Annotated in this window: 28 protein-coding genes; 25 read left to right on the top strand and 3 right to left on the bottom strand. The window is 31.8% G+C overall.

From position 1 onward, the window contains the following. Window positions 1-33 precede the first annotated feature (33 nt). From eno to V7Q02_RS01880, 11 genes are all read left to right on the top strand, one after another. Window positions 34-1,326, top strand: a complete 1,293-nt coding sequence (eno, locus tag V7Q02_RS01930; RefSeq protein WP_333859273.1) for a phosphopyruvate hydratase — start codon at window positions 34-36, stop codon at window positions 1,324-1,326. A gap of 180 nt (window positions 1,327-1,506) precedes the next feature. Beyond that, window positions 1,507-1,740, top strand: coding sequence for a preprotein translocase subunit SecG (gene secG / locus V7Q02_RS01925; RefSeq protein WP_333859272.1), 234 nt, complete (start codon window positions 1,507-1,509; stop codon window positions 1,738-1,740). A gap of 231 nt (window positions 1,741-1,971) precedes the next feature. After that, on the top strand, window positions 1,972-4,080 hold the full coding sequence (gene rnr / locus V7Q02_RS01920) for a ribonuclease R (protein ID WP_333859271.1): 2,109 nt from the start codon (window positions 1,972-1,974) through the stop codon (window positions 4,078-4,080). Between the two features lie 142 nt (window positions 4,081-4,222). Further along, complete coding sequence (smpB, locus tag V7Q02_RS01915; protein ID WP_333859270.1) at window positions 4,223-4,696, top strand: SsrA-binding protein SmpB; 474 nt, start codon at window positions 4,223-4,225, stop codon at window positions 4,694-4,696. An 81-nt stretch (window positions 4,697-4,777) separates the two neighbouring features. Beyond that, window positions 4,778-5,128, top strand: coding sequence for a hypothetical protein (locus V7Q02_RS01910; protein WP_333859269.1), 351 nt, complete (start codon window positions 4,778-4,780; stop codon window positions 5,126-5,128). A gap of 300 nt (window positions 5,129-5,428) precedes the next feature. Then, window positions 5,429-6,658 (top strand): ammonium transporter, encoded by a 1,230-nt coding sequence (locus V7Q02_RS01905; RefSeq protein ID WP_333859268.1) that lies wholly within the window; start codon window positions 5,429-5,431, stop codon window positions 6,656-6,658. A 252-nt stretch (window positions 6,659-6,910) separates the two neighbouring features. Further along, complete coding sequence (locus V7Q02_RS01900; protein WP_333859267.1) at window positions 6,911-7,279, top strand: P-II family nitrogen regulator; 369 nt, start codon at window positions 6,911-6,913, stop codon at window positions 7,277-7,279. Between the two features lie 133 nt (window positions 7,280-7,412). Continuing rightward, the gene (locus tag V7Q02_RS01895; protein ID WP_333859266.1) at window positions 7,413-7,742 is read left to right on the top strand and encodes a hypothetical protein; all 330 of its coding nucleotides are present in this window, start codon (window positions 7,413-7,415) and stop codon (window positions 7,740-7,742) included. Window positions 7,743-7,953: 211 nt separating this feature from the next. After that, window positions 7,954-8,097, top strand: coding sequence for an AgrD family cyclic lactone autoinducer peptide (locus V7Q02_RS01890; protein WP_333859264.1), 144 nt, complete (start codon window positions 7,954-7,956; stop codon window positions 8,095-8,097). Between the two features lie 103 nt (window positions 8,098-8,200). After that, a complete protein-coding gene (locus V7Q02_RS01885) occupies window positions 8,201-9,529 on the top strand; it encodes a sensor histidine kinase (RefSeq protein ID WP_333859263.1) in 1,329 nt (442 codons plus the stop codon). Further along, the gene (locus V7Q02_RS01880; RefSeq protein ID WP_333859262.1) at window positions 9,522-10,088 is read left to right on the top strand and encodes an accessory gene regulator B family protein; all 567 of its coding nucleotides are present in this window, start codon (window positions 9,522-9,524) and stop codon (window positions 10,086-10,088) included. The genes V7Q02_RS01885 and V7Q02_RS01880 overlap by 8 nt, the downstream gene beginning before the upstream one ends. Window positions 10,089-10,203: 115 nt before the next feature. On the opposite strand, the gene V7Q02_RS01875 is transcribed toward V7Q02_RS01880, so the two are convergent. Beyond that, entirely contained in the window at window positions 10,204-10,830 is a 627-nt protein-coding gene (locus V7Q02_RS01875) for a flavodoxin family protein (protein ID WP_333859260.1), read from the bottom strand. Window positions 10,831-11,059: 229 nt separating this feature from the next. On the opposite strand from V7Q02_RS01875, the gene V7Q02_RS01870 reads away from it, so the two are divergent. Next, window positions 11,060-11,419: a DUF4064 domain-containing protein gene (locus V7Q02_RS01870; protein WP_333859259.1), complete on the top strand. Its 360-nt coding sequence runs from the start codon at window positions 11,060-11,062 to the stop codon at window positions 11,417-11,419. Between the two features lie 181 nt (window positions 11,420-11,600). Continuing rightward, window positions 11,601-11,783, top strand: a complete 183-nt coding sequence (locus V7Q02_RS01865; protein ID WP_333859258.1) for an aspartyl-phosphate phosphatase Spo0E family protein — start codon at window positions 11,601-11,603, stop codon at window positions 11,781-11,783. A 32-nt stretch (window positions 11,784-11,815) separates the two neighbouring features. Here the strand turns inward: V7Q02_RS01865 and galU are convergent, their stop codons facing one another. Together galU and mntR are read right to left on the bottom strand one after the other, a co-directional pair. Further along, window positions 11,816-12,697 (bottom strand): UTP--glucose-1-phosphate uridylyltransferase GalU, encoded by an 882-nt coding sequence (galU, locus tag V7Q02_RS01860; protein WP_333859257.1) that lies wholly within the window; start codon window positions 12,695-12,697, stop codon window positions 11,816-11,818. 137 nt (window positions 12,698-12,834) lie between these two features. Next, entirely contained in the window at window positions 12,835-13,323 is a 489-nt protein-coding gene (gene mntR, locus V7Q02_RS01855; protein ID WP_333859256.1) for a transcriptional regulator MntR, read from the bottom strand. Between the two features lie 284 nt (window positions 13,324-13,607). Here mntR and pyrB point away from each other — a divergent pair, with 284 nt between their 5' ends. The 12 genes from pyrB to clpX all read left to right on the top strand — a co-directional run bounded on the left by pyrB (window position 13,608) and on the right by clpX (window position 25,093). Continuing rightward, window positions 13,608-14,528: an aspartate carbamoyltransferase gene (gene pyrB / locus V7Q02_RS01850; RefSeq protein ID WP_333859255.1), complete on the top strand. Its 921-nt coding sequence runs from the start codon at window positions 13,608-13,610 to the stop codon at window positions 14,526-14,528. Window positions 14,529-14,541: 13 nt separating this feature from the next. After that, the gene (locus tag V7Q02_RS01845) at window positions 14,542-14,973 is read left to right on the top strand and encodes an aspartate carbamoyltransferase regulatory subunit (RefSeq protein WP_333859254.1); all 432 of its coding nucleotides are present in this window, start codon (window positions 14,542-14,544) and stop codon (window positions 14,971-14,973) included. 29 nt (window positions 14,974-15,002) lie between these two features. Beyond that, window positions 15,003-16,184 (top strand): dihydroorotase, encoded by a 1,182-nt coding sequence (locus tag V7Q02_RS01840; RefSeq protein ID WP_333859253.1) that lies wholly within the window; start codon window positions 15,003-15,005, stop codon window positions 16,182-16,184. Window positions 16,185-16,209: 25 nt separating this feature from the next. Further along, a complete protein-coding gene (gene pyrF / locus V7Q02_RS01835; protein ID WP_333859252.1) occupies window positions 16,210-17,076 on the top strand; it encodes an orotidine-5'-phosphate decarboxylase in 867 nt (288 codons plus the stop codon). Between the two features lie 44 nt (window positions 17,077-17,120). Beyond that, window positions 17,121-17,900 (top strand): dihydroorotate dehydrogenase electron transfer subunit, encoded by a 780-nt coding sequence (locus tag V7Q02_RS01830; protein ID WP_333859251.1) that lies wholly within the window; start codon window positions 17,121-17,123, stop codon window positions 17,898-17,900. Window positions 17,901-17,940: 40 nt separating this feature from the next. Beyond that, the gene (locus tag V7Q02_RS01825; RefSeq protein WP_373844639.1) at window positions 17,941-18,831 is read left to right on the top strand and encodes a dihydroorotate dehydrogenase; all 891 of its coding nucleotides are present in this window, start codon (window positions 17,941-17,943) and stop codon (window positions 18,829-18,831) included. A gap of 16 nt (window positions 18,832-18,847) precedes the next feature. Beyond that, window positions 18,848-19,420, top strand: coding sequence for an orotate phosphoribosyltransferase (pyrE, locus tag V7Q02_RS01820; RefSeq protein ID WP_333859250.1), 573 nt, complete (start codon window positions 18,848-18,850; stop codon window positions 19,418-19,420). A 495-nt stretch (window positions 19,421-19,915) separates the two neighbouring features. Next, window positions 19,916-20,704 (top strand): hypothetical protein, encoded by a 789-nt coding sequence (locus V7Q02_RS01815; protein ID WP_333859249.1) that lies wholly within the window; start codon window positions 19,916-19,918, stop codon window positions 20,702-20,704. A gap of 38 nt (window positions 20,705-20,742) precedes the next feature. Next, complete coding sequence (locus V7Q02_RS01810) at window positions 20,743-21,531, top strand: sugar phosphate isomerase/epimerase family protein (RefSeq protein ID WP_333859248.1); 789 nt, start codon at window positions 20,743-20,745, stop codon at window positions 21,529-21,531. Window positions 21,532-21,756: 225 nt separating this feature from the next. Beyond that, complete coding sequence (gene tig, locus V7Q02_RS01805) at window positions 21,757-23,049, top strand: trigger factor (RefSeq protein WP_333859247.1); 1,293 nt, start codon at window positions 21,757-21,759, stop codon at window positions 23,047-23,049. A 147-nt stretch (window positions 23,050-23,196) separates the two neighbouring features. Beyond that, window positions 23,197-23,781, top strand: coding sequence for an ATP-dependent Clp endopeptidase proteolytic subunit ClpP (gene clpP, locus V7Q02_RS01800; protein WP_333859246.1), 585 nt, complete (start codon window positions 23,197-23,199; stop codon window positions 23,779-23,781). Window positions 23,782-23,800: 19 nt separating this feature from the next. Beyond that, entirely contained in the window at window positions 23,801-25,093 is a 1,293-nt protein-coding gene (clpX, locus tag V7Q02_RS01795) for an ATP-dependent Clp protease ATP-binding subunit ClpX (RefSeq protein ID WP_333859245.1), read from the top strand. Window positions 25,094-25,110: the final 17 nt, after the last annotated feature.

Below are 25,110 nucleotides of genomic sequence, written 5' to 3'. Positions count from 1 at the left end.
AATCGTCATAGACTTGTATGACGGTGAGTATTCATGAGAAATTATGTAGAGATAGTAGATGTAACAGCAAGACAAATTCTTGATTCTAGAGCAAATCCAACTGTGGAGGTAGAAGTGGTACTGGAAGATGGTACAGAGGCAAGGGCAGCAGTGCCTTCTGGGGCATCTACTGGTGCATTTGAAGCTGTGGAGCTTAGAGATGGAGATAAGGAAAACTATAAGGGAAAAGGTGTTTTGAAGGCTGTAGAAAATGTAAATAATTATATAGCAGAAGAACTTATTGGAATGAATGTATTTGATCAGGTGTTAATAGATAAAACCATGTTAGAACTTGATGGTACTGATAATAAGGCTAAATTAGGAGCTAATGCCACTTTAGGGGTATCTCTTGCTTGTGCAAGGGCTGCTGCTAAATATCTGGGACTTAGTTTATACCAATATATAGGTGGAGTAAATGCCAAGGTTCTGCCTGTTCCTATGATGAATATAGTAAATGGAGGAAAACATGCAGATAATAATGTGGATCTTCAGGAATTTATGATAATGCCTGTTGGTGCCCCAAGCTTTACAGAAGCACTTAGAATGAGTTCAGAAGTATACCATACATTAAAGGCACTTTTAAAATCTAAGGGACAGGATACAGGTGTAGGTGATGAAGGTGGTTTTGCTCCAAATTTAAATTCTAATGAAGAGGCTATACAAATAATAGTTGAAGCTATAGAAAAAAGTGGATATGTGCCAGGAAAGGATATATTCATAGCTTTGGATCCTGCTTCTACAGAGATATATGAAGATGGAAAATATAATTTAAAGAGTGAGGGGAAAATTTTAAATTCAGAAGAAATGGTAGACTATTACGTTACTCTTGTAAATAAATATCCTATAATTTCTATAGAAGATGCCATGGCAGAAGAAGATTGGGAAGGATGGAGCATACTTACTAAAAAGCTGGGAGATAAAGTACAGCTTGTAGGAGATGATTTATTTGTTACCAATACGGAAAGATTGAAAAAAGGCATAGATAAAAAAGTGGCAAATTCCATACTTATAAAATTAAACCAGATAGGAACTCTTACAGAAACATTAAATGCTATAGAAATGGCAGAAAGAGCAGGATACACTGCAGTAGTATCCCATAGATCAGGGGAAACAGAAGATACTACCATAGCTGATTTGGTTGTAGCAGTAAATGCAGGACAGATAAAGACTGGTGCTCCGGCTAGAAGTGAAAGAGTGGCAAAATATAATCAGCTTTTAAGAATAGAGGAAGAACTTGGCGAAACAGCTGAATATAGAGGCATGGATACCTTCTATAATATTAAATAACCAAATTTAGATTAGATACTATTGCAATTTTTAAAGATTTTTTTAAAATCTTTAAAAATTGCAATTCTAATATATATGTGCTACAATGAGGTAGCTAAAAAGGAATGTAATGATGCATATACCATATGTGAAATCAATTTAGGTTAATTATTTCCTATGTAATGGCAGGAGGTGGAGTCTGTGCATATTTTTTTAATAATTGCACAACTTATAATAGGAGTTATACTTATAGGAGTTATATTGATGCAGCCAGGTAAAACCAATGGATTAAGTGGATTTATATCAGGGGGACCTTCTGAAAGTTTTTATTCAAAAAATAAATCCAGAACTTCAGAAGCAATGCTGTCCAGAACAACTGTTCTTTTGGCTGTGTTATTTGCAGTTATATGTATAGTACAGAACATGGTAAAATAATTTGAATAAAGTTTACAATAAATAGGGTAAGTTTATGCTCTATTTATTTTTTTAGCATTTAATAAGGCATATGTTATAAAATATTTTACAGTTGAGGGAATATATTGACTTATAACATGGACATAATATATCATTAGGATATATAAAATACAGAAAATACGTAAAAATGTTTTTATAATAAGAAATATTGTTTTATTTCTAATATCAATATATATAGAAGGTGGTGAAAAAATGAACATAAAAGAAGCTATTGTAGATTTTATGAAAGAACAGGCTTATAAGCCCATGAATATAAAAGAATTAGAGAGAGTATTTTGTATAAAAAAAACAGATACTAAAAATTTTAAAAAAATAGTAGACGAAATAGAAAGAGAGGGAAACATAGTCAAGACACGTACCAACAGGTATGGAATACCGGATAGGATGGGTCTTGTAACCGGAAAATTCCAGGGTCATCAAAAAGGATATGGATTTGTAATACCCTATGATGGAGATAAGGATATATTTGTACCATCATCCTCATTAAATGGAGCTATGAACGGAGATAAGGTAGTAGTAAAAATAACAAAGCAGGGAAATACGGAAAAAAAATGTGAAGGGGAAATAATAAGGGTACTTGAAAGAGCAAACAGCAAAGTTATAGGAACTTTTGAAAACAGCAGAAATTTTGGATTTGTTGTACCGGAGGAAAAGCGTATATATCAAGATATATTTATACCCAAGAATTGTAAAAAAGAGGCTGAAACAGGGGATATTGTAATTGCAGAAATTACCCAGTGGCCTGACAAGAGAAGGAACCCAGAGGGAAAAATAGTTGACGTGCTAGGGAAAAAAGGAGAAAAAGGTATAGATATATTAACTATAATAAAAAAGAATAACCTTCCAGAGGAATTTCCAAAAAAAGTTGAATCCTATGCAGAGGGTATACCAGAGAGAATACCGGATAAAGAGTATGAAAGAAGAATGGATCTAAGGAATATACTCACTGTTACAATAGACGGAGAAGATGCCAAGGATTTAGATGATGCAGTATCCCTGGAAAAACTTCCTGATGGCAGTTATTACTTGGGAGTACATATAGCAGATGTATCCTATTATGTAAAGGAAAAAAATCCTCTGGATAAGGAGGCATTAAAAAGAGGAACTTCGGTGTATCTCATAGATAGGGTTATACCTATGCTACCTAAAAAGTTATCCAATGGAATTTGCAGTTTAAATCCAGATACAGATAGATTAACTTTAAGTTGTTTTATGAAAATAGATGGAAATGGCAAAGTCATAGAACATAATATTGTAGAAAGTGTGATAAGAAGCAACGAAAGAATGACGTATACTGATGTTACAAAAATACTTCAGGGTCACCAGGAAACTATAGAAAAGTATGGAAAACTTGTGGATACCTTTAAGCTTATGGAAGAACTTTGTATAATTTTAAATAAAAAAAGAATGATGCGGGGGGCCATAGATTTTGACTTTGAGGAGTGTAAGATAACTCTTGATGAACTTGGGGTACCTGTAAAGATTGAACCTTATGAAAGAGGAATATCAAACAGAATAATAGAAGAATTTATGCTGGTATGTAATGAGACTATAGCAGAGCATATGTTCTGGACTTCTTTACCCTTTGTATTTAGGGTACATGAAAATCCTGATGAAGAAAAGTTAATGCATTTTAATGAATTTATTCATAACCTGGGATATGTGGTGAGATGGGGAAAAGATGTTCATCCAAAAACATTTCAGGATATAATAGAAAAAGTGAAGGGAAAGAAGGAGGAAACTGTAGTAAGTACCTTGATGCTTCGTTCTATGAAACAGGCTAGGTATTCTCCTGAATGTATAGGACATTTTGGATTGGCAGCAAAGTACTATTGTCATTTTACCTCTCCTATAAGGAGATATCCTGACCTTATTATCCATAGAATAATTAAAGAATTTATAAATGGCCAATTAACGGATAATAGGATAAAGAGATTAATAAAGGAAGTGGATTATGCTGCAAGGCAGTCTTCTGATATGGAAAGATTGGCTCAGGAGGCGGAAAGAGAAGTAGATGACTTGAAAAAGGCTGAATATATGAGTAAAAGAATAGGGGAAGAATTTAATGGCATTATATCTTCAGTGACTAACTTTGGAATGTTTGTAGAAATTCCAAATACTATAGAAGGATTGGTTCATATAAGTACCCTGGAAGATGACTATTATGTATACGATGAAAAGCACTTGAGTCTTATAGGGGAAAGGACCAGAAATATCTATAAACTGGGGGATGAGGTTAGAATTAACGTATCAAAGGTTGATTTGGATGCCCACGAGATATATTTTGAAGTAATCAAGTAGGGTAAGAACTTATCCAGGGGTACAGCAGCGCTCATCCTCCACTTTGAAGAAGAGGGGATATTAGCAATGGTAGCCTTTGGACAAAAGAAAAAGGTAGTGGAGGGAATAAAGTCATTCTTATATTAAGGGGGGATAAAAAACTATGTCAGCTAAAAATAAATCCACTAATAGGACTCTTGCGGAAAATAGAAAGGCAAGACATGATTATTTCATTGAAGAATCAATGGAAGCTGGAATACAATTAGTTGGAACGGAAGTTAAATCTATAAGAGCGGGAAAGTCCAATTTAAAAGACAGTTATGGAGAAATAAGAAATGGAGAGATATTTATACGCAATATGCATATAAGTCCCTATGAAAAGGGAAATATTTTTAATAAAGATCCTCTAAGGGACAGAAAATTACTTCTTCATAAGAAAGAGATAGCCAGACTGCTTGGATACACTTCGCAACAAGGCTACACTATTGTGCCTCTCTCTCTTTATCTTAAAAATGGCAGAGTAAAAGTAAATTTAGCAGTGGCAAAAGGGAAGAAGAACTATGATAAAAGGGATTCAATGCTTGAAAAAGCTGCAAAAAGAGATATAGAAAGACAGATGAAGGAGAGATTTAGGTAACTATATAGAAAGCCTAAAATAAAAGGATACAGTGGTGTTACCCCATTTCCAGGAAGTTGGGGGTGGTATGGTAGATGCCATTTGGATAAAAGTTTTCATTGCCGCTGTTATCCATTGTTTGGTGGGTCTGCTCCATTCATAATGGGAGTTATTGCAGTAGCTCTCTGTATATGTACTTATCTTATGGTAGTTGGAGCAACTTCACGAATGAGTGCCATTCGTGCAGCAAGAAATAGACTGCCGGTATATCTTTCACATCTGAATAAAAATGAAAGTCCGGTGAATGCAGTTATAACCCTTGTTATTATACATTCTTTGGTAATTCTTCTCACAGATAATGGAATTTTACTTTTAATCACAGTTTTTCTTCTGTCTTTATATAACAGCAGGAAATTAGGTATAATTAGTACTTCAGAAAAAACTGTATTATAAAAATTTAAAATAATATTCATCTAATTAAGAAAAATTATACTTATAAAATTTAAAAATAATAAAATTATATGTTTTAAATTAACAAATGATGAATATTAGATTTCTTTTAGGTTAATATATGAATTGAATTTTGCAATTATCAATAAAAATAAAAAATAATTAGTGAATCAATAAAAATTTTACTATAACTATAGATAATTTGCACAAAAATTAGTATTATATAAATAGTTTTTTAAAAGGCCTTTAAAAACTATTTATATAATACTTTATTTTTTTATTTTATTTTTAGGAGGTATTTTTATGAGTGGAGTGAATGGAGCAGATACTGTATTTGTGATTATGAGTACAGTTCTGGTAATGATTATGACTCCGGGACTAGCTTTGTTTTATGGAGGTATGGTTAGAGGCAAGAATACGTTAAATAGCACTCTTCACAGTTATTCGGCTCTGGCAGTAATCTCTGTTCAATGGATATTTATAGGATATACATTGTGTTTTGGAACAGATATTGGAGGATTAATAGGAGGATTAAATTTTGCAGGTTTGAAGGGAGTTGGAATTGCACCAAATGCAGATTATTCCAGTACAATTCCACAGCAGGCCTTTATGATGTTTCAGCTTATGTTTGCAATAATAACTTCAGCAGTTATATCGGGTTCTATTGCAGAGAGAATGAAATTTATTCATTGGGTTTTATTCCTATTTCTTTGGACGACAGTAGTATATGATCCTATTGCTCACTGGGTATGGGGAGCAGGAGGATGGCTTAAAAACCTTGGAGCTTTGGATTTTGCAGGGGGTAATGTGGTGGAAATAAGTTCGGGTGTGTCGGGACTTGTTGCGGCATTGATGCTTGGAAAAAGAAAAAACGTGGGTAAACCCAGCAGTCTTCCATTAACCTGTTTAGGAGCTGGATTACTCTGGTTTGGGTGGTATGGATTTAATGCAGGAAGTGCACTGGCTGTAAACGGTGTAGCACTAAATGCTTTTATAACTACCAATACTTCTGCTGCAACTTCTGTTGTAAGTTGGACCATTTGCGAATACATATATAGAAGAAAAGTAACTTCCCTTGGTGTTGTCAGCGGCATAGTTGCAGGTCTCGTAGCCATAACTCCTGCAGCGGGTTTTGTAAGTCCTATGGCTTCAGTAGTTATTGGACTGGTGGCAGGAACCGTATGCTATATAGCTATTACTTTTGTTAAAGCTAAACTTGGATATGATGACGCACTAGATGTATTCGGATGTCATGGCATAGGGGGAATATGGGGCGGAATAGCCACAGGAATATTTGCTTGGAAATCCATAAATCCAGCAGGTGCCAATGGGTTGATACATGGAAATCCAAGATTGATAGGGATTCAGCTCATAGCTATTTTATCAAGTATGGCATATTCAGCTGTAGGCACATTTGTAGTAATTAAAATAATTAATGCTTTAAGTGGTATGAGAGCTAGTGATAGAAATGAACAGACGGGTCTTGATGTAACAGAACATGGAGAAGAGGCTTATGGAGGACTTGGTCTATAAAAAATAATTTAAATGTGTAAATATAGTTGAAAAGCTTTTGTAAAATAGTATAAAATCTATTTATAGAATATAAATATATACTTTCAGATAATGTTTTCATTAAAGTTAAGAATATTAATAATTTTTACAATATTACTTATTTGATTATAATTATGGAGGACTATACTCTTGAATACAGCATATGTTATTTATATATCATTATTTTAAATTATGGTAAAAACTGAAGTATATATTTAAAAGGGAGGTAAAACAATGGCTGACAAACTTACAAAAATAGATATTATTACTTCTAAAGCTAGGTTAGATGAATTGAAGGATGCATTAAATGAAATTGGTATTGCAGGAATGACTGTTACAAATGTTTTAGGTTGCGGGGTGCAGAAGGGTCATAAGGAGTATTATAGGGGATTGACCATGGACATTAATCTACTTCCCAAAGTAAAGGTGGAAGTGGTGGTTTGTGAAGTGCCTGTGGAACTTGTTGTTGAAACTGCAAGAAAAGTTCTTCACACAGGAGAAATGGGTGACGGAAAAATATTTATTTATAATGTGGAAAATGTTATACGCATAAGTACTGGAGATGAAGGTAGAGAAGCTCTGCAATATAATACCAAGTCTTAGAAAGAGTTTAAATATTATGTAGGTTTATTAGGGAATGAAGTTATTTTAATAGTATAATGGAAAAGAGATACTTTAACGAAGGTATCTCTTTTTATTGAAGTGGTTTAAAAGGATAATAAAAGGAGATGAATATATGAAATTTAAAGGACTATGGGATGTTTATGAAATAAAAATAATTAATAGTGATGTTATAAATATGGAAATGCAATCTTTCATAAGAATTAATGAGAATAGAAGAGGACAGCTTCAACTTGGGGCTCTTACAGGGGATTTAACAGGGGAAATTATATATCAGGGCAGTAGTAAAAAATTCACATTTAGATGGCTTGGAATGGATAAGATTAAAATGGTAAATGGCAGTGGATGGATTGAAATTGTGAAAGAGGATTTCATAGAAGGAGAAGTTACATTTTATAATGGACAAAAATGGAGAATTTTAGCTAAAAAAAATAAATTTGTATAACATATGTTTAATTATACAATATCAGCATAACGGATTATTTAAATATAAGCCAGTATATTTAATAAGTGAGCAGAATTTCGCAGTATTTATTTAATTCGAATAATTTTAATTTTTTTTAATAATTAAGAAGGAAAAAATAAAATATTGTAGAATGTATACAGTAAAATGCTTAAAATTGCTTAAATTACAAATTATTTAAGGAGGAGTAAAAATGAAGTTTTTAAAAGGGAAATTATTAAGGAATAGTTTGAAGGTACTTGGAAATGTGTCTTTATTTTTGTCCGCAGTTGTTGTGGTTGTGACCTCAGGAGGAGGAGTTCACCAACCTAAATGTCCTGAAGAACTTTTGAAATAATAAATTATAGGAATTTTTGTAAAAGTATGATTAAGAGTTTTCACAAAAAATGATTGCTAATCATATTTTTTACAAAAATTTCTACAAACAAAGGAGGGCAACTATGGAGGGTATAAGAGAGATAATAGTGGATCTTATAGAGGCTATGCTCATTTTAGGAATCTTTCAGGCATTATATAATGACAAAAGATTTGTAGTAAAAAATAAAATTAGATCAGTATTATTTTGTATATTTTATATATGTATAACTTATTGGAGTACATTTAATATGTCCATGGCATCTCATACACCAGTTGTTTTGATTGGCGGTATTTTATTGTTAAGCTATATTATGAAAATAAAAATGATTGATTCTTCAATAATTCTTTGTTTATTTTTCACAATAATTTTTATTACAGAAAATTTTGTTGAAGTAATTGAAATGTCTATATTTTGTGTGAGTTTGGAACAAATTTTTTCAATTTCTAATTACTTTTGGATTTTAGCAATATGTACTAAGATATTACAAATAATAATTGTGGCTTTGGTTTTGAAATTTAATTATTATTTTATAAAACTCAAATTATTTGAAGAAGAAGGAAAAATTTTTGCTAATCTAATAATTGAATTAGGAGTATTTAGTGTCTTTATGTTTTGTGCTAATTCTAGTATTTTTAATATAGAAAATATTCAAACCTATAATATCTTTATTTTCATGTTGTATTTTATATTTTTAATAGCAAAATTCAAAGGACTAAGAGAAAAAGAAATGCTTGTAAATATAAATAATACTTACAAGGTGCAGAAACAGCAAATTAAAAATATGGAGGAAATAATAAGCATAATAAGACAGGAAAAGCATGATTTTGCCAACCACATAAATGTTATACAGGGACTTTGCTTGCTCAACAAACCCAATACTGTGGAGAGAATAAACGATTATGTAAAGAAAATCTCCCACACAATACATGCTTCTTTCAGGTATCTAGACACAGGGAACGATTACATAGATGGTATGTTGTCCATAAAGAACAATTATGCCATGAAAAACAACATTGATTTTAAAGTTATAATTGAAGAACCCTTTAGTCTAATAAAAATTAGAGAAGATGAATTGATAAGTATTGTAAGTAATCTTGTAGATAATGCCTTTGAAGCTTTTGATGAATCTTCTGTAAAAAATAAAGAAATATCAATCACTACTTTTAAAGAGGACATGAATTTTTGTATTGAAATAGCTGATAATGGAAATGAAGTACCAGAAAGCATAAAGACAAAGATTTTTGAAAAAGGTTTTTCTACAAAAAAGGAACAAAAAGATGGACATGTTTTTGGACTATATATTATCAAACAGTTGGTTGAGAAGAATAAGGGCAGTATATTCTTAGAGAGCACTCCCCAAAGGACCAAATTTACAGTAAAATTTAAAATGGAGGATTGGCTAAATGGATAGATTTATAACCTGCGTGGTAAATAAAATTGCTGATACTAATCCAGAGTTTTCAGAGTTGGAACTAAAAAAAATAGCTTATGGACTGGAGTGTATCATTGATGAGATAACAAAAATTATCCCTTATTTTATAATATTCTGGATATTTTCTCTTCACAAATACTATTTAGTAATTCTTCTATTTTTTTGCCCTATTAGATTATTTACTGGTGGATACCATGCCAAAACTTATTGGGGATGTTTTTTTATTACGTTTATTACATTCACAGCTATAATTTTTATGGGTAAATATATTTTAATTAATAAAATGGTTTTAATAGCTTTGCTTGGTATATCCTTTATACTTGTGTGTATTTTTGCTCCTGTAGATAATGTTAATAAGAGGATAAAAAGTGATCAGTGGAGAAGAAAAGTAAAACGTATTTCTATAGCGATTACTTTTTCTTTAAGTGTATTGTGTTATTTTTTGCCTCAGGCATTTTTAAATACTGCTGTGGTTTCTATTACTTTTTCAGCAGCACTTATGGTGCTTGGTAAAATAATAGATTTAAAAATATCTTAATATAAATAAATATATGGTTATCTCACATAATACAAGGGATATTTTTCTCTATGATAAATTTTACTTGTTAAATAGTTTTGTAAGCCAGGTATTATGTGAAATATTTGTTATGTGATTATCTTATAAAATTAGTAATTGCCATTGGTTCTTTTTCAGGTAATAAAATTCCCGCCTTTTTTCCTGCCTGGATACATTTTAAAAGCCAGGCCATATTTTTCCCCAGTGTTCTCATTGTCTGCATTCCTTCTAAATCCTGTTTTACCTCTTCTGGAGTGTTTCCATGGACCATATTCCAATATTGAGAGGATACCACAGGCATATTTGAAATGGTAAAATATTTATTCAACTGTTCAAAGGCAGCTGTTGCGCCTCCTCTTCTGCAGCTTACAATTGCAGCTCCTGGCTTATATTGGAAACAATCTCCTGCATAAAAAAATCTGTCAAGGAAAGATGTTATAAGACCAGATGCAGATGCATAATGTACGGGAGAACCAAATATAAAACCATCTGCTTCTTTAGCCTTTTCTAAGGCCACATTTACAGTATCATCATCAAATACACACTTACCGGATTTAGTTTTAAAGCAATTGTTACAGGCTGTACAACCTATAATAGGTTTATTTCCTATGTGGAAAATTTCTGCTTCAATCTTTTCTTTTTCCAGTTCTTTTGCTATTTCACATAAAGCAGTATAAGTACATCCTCTTGCTTTTGGGCTTCCATTTATAAGTAATACTTTCATAATTAACACCTCATTTTAATTTATTATTAATAATATTACCACATAATTTAATAATATGGTTAAAAGGTAAAAATCCTTTTTATAGTGTTTTTAAATTCTGTGCAGTAAGAGAGTCAGAAGGTTAGGATAGCATTATTTTATTTAGAATATATATTTTTTATGGATAAAATAGACAAAAAGTAAATTATTTGATATAATGTAATAAAATATATATGAAAGGAGAGTTGTTATGGAAAACAAAAAGACAGTGGAATTGGTTTTGGGACTTATTGGAGGTATTTTAGGAATCATAGCAAGTATATATTCAATGAACATTGGAGGATTGGCATCTGTATTTCATGTTGACAGAGCAGTTACAGTGAACAATTTTGGCATAGGAGCTATAGTTTTATCCATACTGGGGATCATAGGCGCTTTAATTGTAAAAGATAAAAGAAAACTTGGAGGAGCGTTTATGATTGTTGCAGCTTTAGGAGGACTTTTATGTATAACTTATCTTTATATTCCGGCAGGTATACTTTTGATAATTCCTGGTTTAATGAGTGTTATAAAGAAAAAAGATGAAAGTAAACCTAAAGCAGCTGTATAAAGGGTACTTCAAACACATATGTAAACCTTGGCTTGATTTTCAAGTCAGGGTTTTTATTTTTTTGTATTTGGATAGAAATATCTTTGATTTTCATATTTCATGTTAATTAAACTTAATATAAATAAAAAAACTCATCCTTTTTATGATAGTTTATACTGATTCCGAAAGGAGGTGTTTTTTTATGGGTAAAATTGAAGACATATTAAGGGAAATAGAAGCATTAAGAGTCGAATTAGTAAAAACCATTGAAAGCAAGAAAAATTTGCTTGATCCGGATATAGTCAGAGAAAGTCAAAGATTAGATTTGATTTTAAATGAGTATAACAAGATGATTGAGCAAAAAATACATGATGTGAAAGACTAGCAAAAAGAGAGGCTTTTAGCCTCTCTCGCAGTTTAAAAATTTAATCCTAATTTTTTATTGATGTCTAAAATATAAGAAACAAGATTTTCCCTTAAGTCCGTGCGTTTTAAGGCATATTCTATATTAGCTTCGATAAATCCTAGCTTGTCACCTATATCATATCTTTTGCCCTCAAAGGAATAGGAATATATAGCTTCTTGTTTAAGTAATTCTTTTAATGCATCTGTAAGCTGAATTTCGTTACCTTTTCCGGGCTTAGTTCTCTCAAGTATATCAAATATCTCAGGGGTTATTATATATCTCCCAAGTATAGCAATGTTGGAGGGAGCTTCTTCTTTTTTAGGTTTTTCTATCATATTTTTTATTTTATGAACTCTATCATCTATTTGGATGCCTTCAATAATTCCATATTTAGATACATCTTTTTTATTCACAGATTGTACGCCTATAATGGAAGTATTGTAATTATTATAGCAGTTAATCAACTGTTTCAGGCAGGGTACTTTACTATCTACTATATCATCCCCTAGTATAACTGCAAAAGCTTCATTGCCTACAAAGGCTTTGGCAAGACTTATAGCGTGACCTAATCCTTTTGGCTCTTTTTGGCGTACATAATATATATTCACCATATTACTTATATTCTGAATTAATTTAAGCAGTCCATCTTTATGGCTGTTTTTTAATTCATCTTCAAGTTCTACGGATTTGTCAAAATGATCTTCTATAGACTTTTTATTTTTACCTAAGATTATCAATATCTCTTCAATACCGGAATTAACGGCTTCCTCTACTACATATTGAATTGTAGGCTTATCTACTATTGGCAACATTTCTTTAGGCTGAGCCTTTGTAGCAGGTAAAAATCTTGTTCCTAAACCGGCAGCGGGAATTACTGCTTTTTTTATACTCATATCAGCGTACCACCTTTTTATTTTGATTATTTAACGTGAGAATGTCACTCTATTTTTAATGTTCTCTTTGATCTTATATCAAATTATATCTTCCCTTTGTTGTATAAATATCAAAAATTTGTGTGAAATTTATGTGATTATAATTCTTTTCCATGACTTTCCCTTTGATATTGAATAAATTTCTCTAGTATGGTTGAATTGCTTTTGAAAAAATTATTTAGTGTTTCAATTTTTTTTAATGCATTTGAAGTTATATTATGTTCTATGAGTTCCACATTTATCAATATGTCTTTTTCAACTCCTATTATATTTAAAAATTGTTCAATTATAATATGGCGATTTAAAAGAAATTCTCCCACCTTTGTACCTTTTTCCGTAAGTTGTATAATTCCATATTTTTCATAATTAACAAATCCTAATTTGGTTAATTTTTGAACCATTTTAGTTGCAGAAGATGCTTTTACGTTTAATAATTCTGACAGGTTATTTGTACGGGCATAACCTTCTTCTAGGTAGCATCTATAGATCATTTCCAGGTAATCTTCCATACTGTGAGTAAGACTGTTTTTTTCTTTTTCTAAAATTTCATATCCTCTTACAGTATGAAAGGATTGATTATTATCCATAAACAACACTTCCTAAATATAAACTTGGTGTTCTTCTAAAGGTATATGTTAAATAGTTGTGTATAATTACTTTTAATGTGGGTATTGACTTTAAATTTAATTTATGATAATATGGGCAAGACAAAATTTAGTACTGAACCTTTAAGACTAGTTCCGTGAAGCTAGGAAGGCAGGATAAAATTATGTTGTTATTATATTTATGGTATAATAATGCCTTCCAAAAGAGGAAGGCATTTTTTTAAGCCTTTAAATTTAGCACAGAGATGCTGACAAGGAGGAACAAAATGTTAAAAGGAAGACATTTAATTGACGTAATGGATTTTTCCATAGAAGAATTAGAAGAAATATTTAAACTTTCAAATGAAATAATATCAAAGGAAAAGGAATTTTCACATATTTGTCAGGGAAAGCTTCTGGCCACCTTGTTTTATGAACCAAGTACCAGAACCAGATTAAGTTTTGAGTCAGCTATGTTGAGATTAGGCGGAAAAGTGATGGGATTTTCAGAACCAGGATCCAGTTCAGCCTCAAAAGGTGAGAGTATAGCAGATACAATAAGGATAATTGGCTGTTATGCGGATATAGCTGCTATGAGGCATCCTAAAGAAGGAGCTCCAAAAATTGCGGCTATGTATTCTCCTATACCTGTTATAAATGCGGGAGATGGTGGGCACCAGCATCCTACCCAAACTCTTACAGATCTTTTAACTATTAAGTCCATAAAGGAAAAGTTATCCAATCTAAAAATAGGCTGTTGTGGTGATTTGAAATTTGGAAGAACAGTTCATTCACTTATCAAGGCCATGTCAAGATATGAAAACAATAGTTTTACACTAATATCCCCAGAAGAATTAAAAATTCCTAATTATTTAAAAAAAGAATTAAATAGTAAAAATGTTAAATATGAAGAAACTAAAAATTTGGAAGATTCCATAGAATCTTTGGACATATTATATATGACTAGAGTTCAGAAAGAAAGGTTTTTCAATGAAGAAGATTATATAAGACTTAAGGATAGTTATATACTTGATAAGAGAAAAATGTCCAGGGCATCAAAGGACATGATAGTTCTTCATCCACTACCTAGGGTTAATGAAATTTCCTATGAAATAGACAAGGATCCGAGAGCATATTACTTTAAACAAGCTAAATATGGTATGTATGTTAGAATGGCTTTAATGACAAAATTACTTGGAATTCAGTAGGAGGGATTATATAATGCTTACAATTAATAGTATAAAAAATGGAATTGTAATTGATCATATAAAAGCAGGATACGGAATGAAAATATATGAATATTTGGATCTTAATAAAGCTGATTATTCTGTAGCCCTTATAATGAATGCGGAAAGTAAGAAGCTGAAGAAGAAAGATATAATTAAAATAGAAAATAATATAGAATTGGATTTGGCTGTACTTGGATTTATAGACCCTAATATAACAATTGATATTATAAAAGATGAAGTAATATATGAAAAGATAAAGTTAAAGCTGCCAAACAGGGTGGAAAACATTATTACCTGTAAAAATCCAAGGTGTGTAACTTCTGTAGAAAAAAACATACCTCACATTTTTAAACTGGTAGATGAAAATACAGGAGAATATAGATGTGAGTACTGTGACCAGATATATGAGAATTTATTGTTATAAAATGGTTTAAGATTAGGAGAGGATTAAATATGGAACTTCTAATAAAGGAAGCTAGAATAGTTGATTATTATCATGACTTTATAGGAGATATTTATATAGCTGATGGAATTATAAATAAAATAGGGGTAAACTTAAATGAGAGATGTCTTAAAATAGATGGAGAAGGATTGGTAGTTATGCCCTCTTTTGTGGATCTCCACGTACATTTTAGAGAACCTGGGTTTACCAGAAAAGAGGATATAGAAAGTGGAAGCAGGGCTGCAGTTAAGGGAGGATATACCATGGTTAATCTTATGGCAAATACAAACCCTGTTTGCAGCAGTATGGATATTGTAGACTATGTTTTAAACAGAGCAAGGCAGTTGGGACTTATAGATGTACATCAGTGTGTATCTATAACTGACAATTTTGGAGGAAAAGATATAAGTCATTTGGATAAGTTGGATAACAGGGTTAAGATAATATCCGAAGATGGAAAAGATGTAGCAGACAGCAGTGTTATGCTTCAAGCTATGGTAAAGGCTAGGGAGTTAGGGAAGATAGTTATGTGTCATTCAGAGGATCACTCTCTTTCGAATATAGATATGAGATTAGCTGAAAATATAATGACCTGGAGAAATATTGCATTGTCCCAATTTACAGGCTGTGCTGTGCATATAGCCCATGTAAGTACAAAGGAGGCTATGGAATATATAATAGAAGGTAAAATTAAGGGATTTAATATAACCTGTGAAGCTACACCACATCATATAGTACTCTATGAAAATGACTATAGGGTAAATCCACCTATCAGGACAAAAGAAGACAGGGATTTTTTAATAGAAGCCATTAAAGATGGCTGGGTCGATACCATAAGTACGGATCATGCTCCTCATACTAGTGAAGACAAAATGCAGGGAGCACCAGGCATATCGGGAATAGAAACTGCCTTTAGTCTATGTTATACAAACCTTGTGAAGGGTGGACATATAACTTTGAACAGACTTTCAGAGATAATGTCTAAAAATCCTTCTGATATATTAGGTGTGAAAAAAGGAAGGATAACTGTAGGCTATGATGGAGATTTGGTATTACTTGATTTAAATAGAGAACACAATATACAAAAAGATAAATTTTTATCCAAGGGCAAGAATACTCCTTTTGAAGGATATAGGGTCTTTGGCGATGTAGTTAAAACAATAAAGGCGGGAAAGGTTGTATTTGAAAGATAAATCCATCTGATTGGAGTTGAAGGATATGATTATAGATGAGTTGTATGAAACTGTAAATAAAAAAGGAAATGTATGTGTAGGTTTGGATACATCATTTTTTTATATACCAGAAGGTATAAGAGAGAAACATGAAAATGTAGAAGATTCTATATTTGAATTTAACAGAACCATAATAGACAGCACTTTAGATGTGGCTGCCTGTTATAAGGTTCAGATTGCATATTATGAAGCTCTTGGTATTGAGGGACTTAGAGCCTACAGTAAAACTTTAAAATATATAAAGGATAAAAAGGCTCTTTCCATTGCAGATATTAAAAGAGGAGATATAGCAAAAACAGCTGAAATGTATGCAAAGGCTCATTTTGAAGGGGAATTTGAAAGTGACTTTGTAACCCTGAACCCATACATGGGTTTTGATACTATAGATCCTTATTTACCCTATGTAAAAAATAATAATAAAGGATTATTTATATTGATAAGAACCTCTAATAGGGGAGCTAGGGATCTCCAATATATAAGTACTAGAAAAAATACAAAAGTATATAATATTGTAGGGGAGAGGGTAAGTTCTCTTGGAGAGAAGTATATGGGAGATTGCGGGTATAGTTCTCTTGGAGGGGTAATGGGCTGTACTCATCAGGAAGAAGGCATAAAACTTAGAAAAAAGTTAAAAAATGTGTTTTTTTTAATACCGGGATATGGAGCACAAGGAGGTACTGCAGAGGATATAGCAGCCTATCTTAAAAAGGGAAATGGGGGAATAGTAAATTCCTCAAGAGGCATACTACTTGCTTATAAGAAGGAAGAGGATGGATTTAAAAATTATGGACAGTGTGCAAGACAGGAATGTATTAAAATAAGAGATGATATTTTTAAAATATCACAAAAATAATAATTCTTAAAGTTAGAATATTTTAGAATGGAGAAAAAATTACATTGAATAGTAAATTGGATTATACTGTTGAAAGAGTATTTGAAAATAGAAAAATAACTGAAAATTTATATGAACTTGAAATACAAGGTGATTTCGAGGGAATACCAGGACAGTTTTATATGTTGCGATGCTGGGATATGGAGCCTGTACTTTGGAGACCTTTAAGTATACATCATCTAGATAATAAAAGAATAGTTTTTTTATACCATGTAACAGGAAGAGGAACCAAAAAGCTCAGCAATTTAAAATCAGGAGATGAAATTAAAATTTTAGGACCTCTTGGAAATGGTTTTTATATAGAAAATATAATGAAAAAAAATATTGCTGTAATAACAGGTGGAATAGGTATTGCTCCTATGTTTTACATAGCAGAGAATATAAGAGAGAAAATTAAAAAAGATGAACTCCTTTATAAGGATTGTAAATTGGATTTGTATGCAGGATTTAAAGATAATGCATATTGTATGGAAAAATTCAAGCCCCTGGTGGACAATATCTACGTTTCCACGGAAAGGGGAATAGAAGGCAAAAGGGGATATATAACAGATATATTTGAACCGGAAAAATATGATGTGGTATTATGCTGTGGGCCCCAGATAATGATGAAAAAGGTAATAAATATGTGTAGAGAAAAACAGGTGACCCTATATGTATCTATGGAAAATCGAATGGCCTGTGGAATTGGGGCTTGTCTTGTATGCACCTGTAATACTGTTGATGGAAATAAAAGGGTATGTAAAGATGGGCCGGTTTTTTTAGGTACAGATATAGTTATAGAATAAGATATATTTAAAAGTTAAGAAGAAGGGAAGATTAATTATATTGATAGATATATGTGGTGTGAAGTTTAAAAATCCTGTAATTGCCGCTTCTGGAACTTTTGCTTTTGGAATGGAGTACAATGAAATTTATGATGTATCCAAATTGGGAGGCATATGTTCTAAAGGGCTTACACTGAATAAAAAAGAAGGTAACCTTGGCATAAGGAGTTTTGAAACCAGAGGGGGAATGTTAAATAGTGTAGGACTTCAAAATCCTGGAGTGGAACATTTTATAAAAGTGGAACTCCAAGCCATGAAAAAATTTAACACGGTTGTTATAGCCAATTTGGGAGGAAATAGTGAAGAGGAATACATAAAGGGAGTGGAAAAATTAAATGACTCTGCAGTGGACATCATAGAGCTTAATATATCTTGTCCTAATGTAAAAAGTGGGGGTATGGCTTTTGGAATAAAGTCTGAAGTGGCTGGTAGAATTGTGGATGTTGTAAAGAGGGTGTGCAGAAAGCCTCTTATGGTAAAACTTTCTCCTAATGCGGAAGATATTGTAGATATGGCTTATACCTGCTGTGAAGCAGGGGCAGATGCACTTTCTCTTGTAAATACATTTAAAGCTATGGCTGTGGATATAGAAGATAGAAAAGCTGTATTTGACAATATAACTGCAGGACTTTCAGGGCCTGCAATAAAGCCTATAGCTCTTAGAATGGTGTATGAAGTTTCAAAGGTTGTGAATATTCCTGTGGTGGGAATAGGTGGAATATGCAGCGGTCAGGATGCATTGGAATTTATAATGGCGGGAGCCAGTGCCGTACAGGTTGGAACAGCTAATTTTATAAAGCCGGATATTTGTTTGGATATAATAAGCGGCATAGAAAAATACATGGAAAAAGAGAAGATTAAAAATTTGGATGAAATAAGAGGAATAATATAAGGGGTGAGGTTGTATTATGGATAATTTAGTTATAAAGGAGTTAAAAGAGGTAGGTGCACTTTTAGAGGGACATTTTTTACTTTCTTCAGGAAAGCATAGTGATAAATATTGTCAGTGTGCAAAACTTTTACAATACCCTTCTAGAGCAGAGAAGGTAATAAAAGTTATTGCGGATAAATTGAAAGATGTGGATTTTGATAAAATAGTAGGTCCTGCCATGGGAGGAATTCTGGTTTCCTATGAACTTGCAAGACAAACAGGAAAACCTGGTATATTTGCGGAAAGACAGGATGGAAACATGATTGTAAAAAGAGGATTTGAAATAAATAAAAGAGAAAAAATAATAATATCAGAGGATGTAGTTACTACAGGCAAATCTTCTTTAGAAGTTGCAAGGGTAATAGAGGGACTGGGAGGAGAAGTTGTAGGCATATGTTGTATAGCAGACAGAAGGGCAAAAGATATTAATATACCTTATCCCATTTATAGTGCGCTAGAACTGGATATAAATACTTATGACCAAAAGGATTGTCCTATGTGCAAGGAAGGACTTAAATATATAAAACCTGGAAGCAGAGGGATTAAGTGACAATTTACAATGCACAGTTCACGATGCACGACGCACAATTCATAGTGCACGATTCACAATGCACAGTTTACGGGATTCATAGTTTGTAATGTACAGTTATAGTATGCATTGAGTATGATTTAAAATAAGTTTATAGAAAATTTATATGGAATTCATTTCTTTAATAGTAAATTAACTATTTATAAAACTTAAAGGATTTATATTATAATTAATTGAATTTTTAGAAATGAATTTAATTTTTGGTGCGGAAACTTAAGGTTGTTTTTAAAGTATCATATTTATACTATGAAAATTTTATGTTTGGCAATTTTAATATGTTTATAAAAAATTATTACTATTTATCTCATTTTTGAGGTATAATAAGTAATAATTTTTAACATAGTATGTTATTATATACATGGAGAATTTGAATAATTTCCTTGAAAATATGAGCTTGATATTATATATTTTTAATTTCTGTTTCTACTAAATATGGAGTATAGGAGGAGTTTTTTAGTGGGTAAACCAAGTATTTTTAGCAAAGAGTATGGAAAAAAGATGAGACGACGAAGGAGAAATGTAGTTATATTGGTTATACTATGTTTACTGGTGATAAGTCTAGGTATAATTTATATAAGAGGAGCATTTAAAGATGTGATAAATACCAAAAATGCAAAGGTTAATAATTCAACTGTGAAGGAACAGATTAAAGATGACAGTAAAAATGTACCTCAATCCAGTAACAAAACTGAAAGTAAGGAAAAAGACACGAAAAAAGAAAATTCCTATAAAGTACAACTAAGTGATGGCAGAGATGTTACATTAACTTATGAAGGGGATGGCAGTAATAAGGTATTTAAAAGTGTTGCTGCAGCATCCGGGGATTTGACTTATGATATTAGCCCATCACACAAGAATGTGACTTTATTTGATAATACAGCTCAAAATATATTATTAGTTGATATAGATGGTAATAAACAGGATATAACAAATCAACAATATGTTTCTACTTCGGGAGATGTTATACAGAAAAGTTCTCAAGTAGCAAGTAATCCATCCTATATATGGTGTTCTTCTCCAAAATTCTTAGATGAAAATAATGTTGCATATATAAGTCAACTTCCTTGGATTGGAAAAACCACAAAATATATTTGGATAGAAAGCATTCAAAATAAAAATCATGTTATGGTGCAGGGTGTACAGGGAGAAAATGTACAATTGGGTGAACTTACAGAAAAAGGACTTACTGTAACTGCAGATGGAGCCACCTTTTATATAACGGCTTCCGGTGCTGTAAGTCAATAGGAAGTATCTTAAGTTAGATAATATTTTTTGGAGGCATTATGAACATAGGATTGTCTTCCGCCAGTTTTTATCCCAATATAAATACAGAAGACAGTATAACTTTGATGAAGAAGCTGGGATTTGATTGTGGGGAAGTATTTTTAAACAGCACTAGTGAATATGAGGAGGATTTTGCAAATATAATTTTGGAACAAAGTTTGGAGAATAATTTTAAGATTAATTCTGTACATGGTTTTTCTTCTTCTTTTGAACCCTATTTATTTGATAAGTATAAAAGAAGAAGAGATGATTCCTTCTTTCAATTTCAAAAAATATGTAAATTCACCAAGATTGCGGGAGCTGATTGCTACACTTTTCATGGAATGAGAAATAAAAAATTAAATGAAATTTCAAAAGAATTTGTATTTGATATATATGATAAATTGTTATATATATCGAAGGAGAAGGGTATAAAGCTTTGTCAGGAAAATGTATTTTGGTGTATGTCGGGTAATATTGATTTTTTATATATGCTGAAGGAAAGGTATGAAGGCTCCATATATTTTACCCTAGATATAAAACAGGCGTATAGAGCAGGAAAGATTCCTGAAGAATATATAGAGGTTATGGGAAATTCTATAGAAAATCTACATATAAATGACAGGGATGGAAAAAATTCTTGTTTGATTCCGGGAAAAGGAGATGTAAATTTTAAAAAAATATTTTGTAAATTAAAGGAAATAGGGTATAATAAGATAGGGGTAATTGAAGTATATAGGGATAATTATAAGGAGTATAAGGAACTAAGTGCTGCGGGAGAGTATATTAAAAGTTGCTTTACATATTAAAAAAAACTATAAAAGTTATGTTTTTTGATATATAATTATAATACTACTGTTTTTTAGTATTATGCGAGAAATATGTAATTTTAATATAAATATGAGGGATTCATATCAAATAAACTGTAGAGTAAGTAATATACTAGGCATATAGGAATGTTTATAAATATATGGTATAATGGCATAGTTGAATATAAGAGTGTAGAGTAACTAGTTAGTAGGAGGAATTTTATAATGAATGTTAAAATGGAAAAAATAGAAGAGAATGTTGTAAAATTAGAGATAACTGTAGAAGCAGAAAAATTTAATGAATCTATGAAAAAGGCCTTTGCTAAAAATGCAAAGAAATTTAATATACCAGGATTTAGGAAAGGCAAGGCACCTATGAATATAATCAAAAAATATTATGGTGAAGGTGTATTTTATGAAGATGCAATGAGTTTTTGCTGTGAAAGTACATATCCAGAGGCATTAAAAGAAAATAATGTAAATCCAGTAGACTATCCTAAAATTGAGGTGGTTCAAATTGGAGAGGGAAAAGAATTTATATATACAGCAAAAGTGACAGTATTTCCAGAGGTTAAGCTTGGAGAATACAAAGGACTTGAAGTAAAGAAAAATACATATGAAGTTAAAGAAGAGGATATAGAACAAGAATTGAAAAATATGCAGCAAAAGGATGCCAGAATAGAAACAAAAGAGGATGGAAGTATAGAAAATGGAAATATAGCTATAATAGATTTTAAAGGCTTTGTAGATGGCAAGGAATTTGAAGGTGGAGAAGGACAGAATTATCAGCTGGAAATTGGTTCTGGAACCTTTATAGATAACTTTGAAGAACAGTTAATAGGATTGAAGACAGGTGACTCAAAGGAAGTTAATGTGAAATTCCCTGAAGAGTATGGAATAGATGATTTAAATGGAAAAGAAGCTGTGTTTAAGGTAACAGTGAAAGAAATAAAAGTTAAAGAAGTTCCTGAATTGGACGATGAATTTGCAAAAGAGGTATCAGAATTTGATACATTGGAGGAAGTTAAAGAGGATATAAGAAATAAAAAGCAAGAGGCAAACAAATTGAGAGAGGAAAGGGAACTTGAAGAAGCAGTTTTAGAAGGAGTTTGTTCAAATACAGAAATAAATATTCCTGAAGTAATGGTAGAAAAAGAAGTTGATAATATGATTAGAGATTTGGAAACTAGGTTAAAATATCAGGGACTGGATCTTGAAACATATTATAAATATACTAATAATGATGAGCAAAAAGTGAGAGAATATATGAGAGAAACTTCTCAGAAAAAGGTAAAGGCAGATCTTGTAATTACGGAAATAGCAAAAGTGGAAAAAGTAGAAGCAACGGATGATGAAATTAAGGAGAAGTCCACTGAAATAGCTAAGCAGTATGGTAGTGATGATGTGGAAAAAATGGCAAAGATAATTTTCGATGGACAGAAAGAATATTTGAAAATGCAGATAGTTAATGAAAAAGTAATAAAAATGCTAGTAGACAGCAGTAAAATAATAGCATAATATTATAAAGTATAAAAATTAATTGTCAGAAGGTTTTCTGGCAATTAATTTCAAATATATAGATAATTGCACTTTAATGTTGAAGTTTTGATTATTGGATTTTTGCAAGGATCTATAAAAATTATTATGTAAAAGGAGGAAAGTTTTATGAGTTTAGTACCAGTAGTTGTAGAACAGACTAATAGAGGGGAAAGATCTTATGATATTTATTCTAGACTTTTAAAGGATAGAATAGTAATGTTAAGTGAGGAGGTAAATGATGTTACTGCAAGTCTCATAGTAGCACAGCTGTTGTTCTTAGAAGCAGAGAATCCTGATAAAGATATATACTTTTACATAAATAGTCCAGGGGGTTCAATAACAGCAGGAATGGCAATTTATGATACAATGCAATATATAAAATCAGACGTATCTACTATATGTATAGGAATGGCGGCATCTATGGGTGCATTTTTGCTTACAGCCGGGGAGAAAGGTAAGAGATTTGCTCTTCCAAATTCTGAAATAATGATACATCAGCCTCTTGGAGGATTCCAGGGTCAGGCAACTGATATTGGAATTCATGCGGACAGAATACTTAGAATAAAGAAAAAATTAAATGCTATAATTAGCGAAAAGACAGGTCAGTCAATTGAAAAAATTGAAAGAGACACAGAAAGAGACAATTTTATGACGGCAGAGGAAGCTAAGGAATATGGATTGATAGATGAGGTTTTTACAAAAAAGAAATAACCTTTAGTGAGGTGTGAAAATGGCCAAAAATGATGATAAGAAACAGCTTAAATGTTCATTCTGTGGTAAAACACAGGATCAGGTAAGAAGATTAATTGCAGGTCCAGGAGTATATATTTGTGATGAATGTATAGAACTTTGTTCTGAGATAATAAGTGATGAATTTGAAGAAGATATTCAAATAGATATGACGTCTATTCCCAAACCTGTGGAGATAAAAAACTATCTTGATCAGTATGTAATAGGTCAGGAGGATTCAAAAAAATCACTTTCAGTAGCGGTATATAATCATTATAAAAGAATAAATTCTAATAACAATTCAAATGATGATGTAGAACTACAAAAAAGTAATATACTTTTACTGGGACCTACAGGTTCCGGAAAAACCCTTTTAGCCCAGACTCTGGCAAGATTTCTAAATGTACCTTTTGCAATTGCAGATGCTACCACTTTAACAGAGGCTGGATATGTAGGTGAAGATGTAGAGAATATACTGCTTAAGTTGATACAAAATGCAGATTATGATGTAGAAAGAGCAGAACATGGAATAGTTTATATAGACGAGATAGATAAGATAGCAAGAAAATCGGAGAATCCATCCATAACTAGAGATGTGTCAGGAGAAGGAGTGCAGCAGGCTCTTTTGAAAATATTGGAAGGTACAGTGGCTTCAGTTCCTCCACAGGGAGGAAGAAAACATCCCCATCAGGAATTTATTCAGATAAATACCACTAATATATTATTCATTTGTGGGGGAGCTTTTGATGGAATAGACAGCATAATAGAACGTAGAACCAGAGTCAGTACTTTGGGATTTGGAGCAGAAATACAATCTAAAAAAGATAAGGATATAGGGAAACTTTTAAAGCAAATAATGCCGGGAGATCTGTTGAAATTTGGACTTATACCGGAATTTGTAGGAAGGATTCCTATTATAGTTACTCTAGAAGCGTTGGATAGGGCGGCATTAATAAGTATATTAAAAGAACCTAAAAATGCACTTGTGAAACAATATAAAAAACTTTTTGAACTTGACGATGTAGAACTTGAATTTAAAGATGAGGCCTTAGAGGCAATAGCAGATGAAGCTTTAAAGAGAAATACTGGTGCAAGGGGTCTAAGAGCTATTATAGAAGAAACTATGAAGGATGTAATGTTTGATATCCCTTCAAAAGAAGAGATAGCTAAAGTTATAATTAATAAGGATGCGGTTAGTACGAAAATGCCAGAACTTATAGAGGCAGAAAATGGAAAAAGGACTCCTATCAAATTGAAAAAATCGAGAACACGAAAAGGGCCTGAAACTGCATAATCTTATTTTAAAAAAGA

Source organism: Clostridium sp., from assembly GCF_036781005.1.
Classification (GTDB): Bacteria; Bacillota; Clostridia; order Clostridiales; family Clostridiaceae; genus Clostridium_B.
The sequence above is the reverse complement of the archived record's forward strand: the minus strand, read 5'-3'. Positions and strand labels throughout refer to the sequence as shown.

Bases quoted from the DNA above. Each gene is read 5' to 3' on its own strand.
- eno (WP_333859273.1), top strand. From the start codon at position 34: ATGAGAAATTATGTAGAGATAGTAGATGTAACAGCAAGACAAATTCTT.
- rnr (WP_333859271.1), top strand. From the start codon at position 1,972: ATGAACATAAAAGAAGCTATTGTAGATTTTATGAAAGAACAGGCTTAT.
- smpB (WP_333859270.1), top strand. From the start codon at position 4,223: ATGTCAGCTAAAAATAAATCCACTAATAGGACTCTTGCGGAAAATAGA.
- V7Q02_RS01905 (WP_333859268.1), top strand. From the start codon at position 5,429: ATGAGTGGAGTGAATGGAGCAGATACTGTATTTGTGATTATGAGTACA.
- V7Q02_RS01900 (WP_333859267.1), top strand. From the start codon at position 6,911: ATGGCTGACAAACTTACAAAAATAGATATTATTACTTCTAAAGCTAGG.
- V7Q02_RS01895 (WP_333859266.1), top strand. From the start codon at position 7,413: ATGAAATTTAAAGGACTATGGGATGTTTATGAAATAAAAATAATTAAT.
- V7Q02_RS01890 (WP_333859264.1), top strand. From the start codon at position 7,954: ATGAAGTTTTTAAAAGGGAAATTATTAAGGAATAGTTTGAAGGTACTT.
- V7Q02_RS01885 (WP_333859263.1), top strand. From the start codon at position 8,201: ATGGAGGGTATAAGAGAGATAATAGTGGATCTTATAGAGGCTATGCTC.
- V7Q02_RS01880 (WP_333859262.1), top strand. From the start codon at position 9,522: ATGGATAGATTTATAACCTGCGTGGTAAATAAAATTGCTGATACTAAT.
- V7Q02_RS01875 (WP_333859260.1), bottom strand. From the start codon at position 10,830: ATGAAAGTATTACTTATAAATGGAAGCCCAAAAGCAAGAGGATGTACT.
- V7Q02_RS01870 (WP_333859259.1), top strand. From the start codon at position 11,060: ATGGAAAACAAAAAGACAGTGGAATTGGTTTTGGGACTTATTGGAGGT.
- V7Q02_RS01865 (WP_333859258.1), top strand. From the start codon at position 11,601: ATGGGTAAAATTGAAGACATATTAAGGGAAATAGAAGCATTAAGAGTC.
- galU (WP_333859257.1), bottom strand. From the start codon at position 12,697: ATGAGTATAAAAAAAGCAGTAATTCCCGCTGCCGGTTTAGGAACAAGA.
- mntR (WP_333859256.1), bottom strand. From the start codon at position 13,323: ATGGATAATAATCAATCCTTTCATACTGTAAGAGGATATGAAATTTTA.
- pyrB (WP_333859255.1), top strand. From the start codon at position 13,608: ATGTTAAAAGGAAGACATTTAATTGACGTAATGGATTTTTCCATAGAA.
- V7Q02_RS01845 (WP_333859254.1), top strand. From the start codon at position 14,542: ATGCTTACAATTAATAGTATAAAAAATGGAATTGTAATTGATCATATA.
- V7Q02_RS01840 (WP_333859253.1), top strand. From the start codon at position 15,003: ATGGAACTTCTAATAAAGGAAGCTAGAATAGTTGATTATTATCATGAC.
- pyrF (WP_333859252.1), top strand. From the start codon at position 16,210: ATGATTATAGATGAGTTGTATGAAACTGTAAATAAAAAAGGAAATGTA.
- pyrE (WP_333859250.1), top strand. From the start codon at position 18,848: ATGGATAATTTAGTTATAAAGGAGTTAAAAGAGGTAGGTGCACTTTTA.
- V7Q02_RS01810 (WP_333859248.1), top strand. From the start codon at position 20,743: ATGAACATAGGATTGTCTTCCGCCAGTTTTTATCCCAATATAAATACA.
- tig (WP_333859247.1), top strand. From the start codon at position 21,757: ATGAATGTTAAAATGGAAAAAATAGAAGAGAATGTTGTAAAATTAGAG.
- clpP (WP_333859246.1), top strand. From the start codon at position 23,197: ATGAGTTTAGTACCAGTAGTTGTAGAACAGACTAATAGAGGGGAAAGA.
- clpX (WP_333859245.1), top strand. From the start codon at position 23,801: ATGGCCAAAAATGATGATAAGAAACAGCTTAAATGTTCATTCTGTGGT.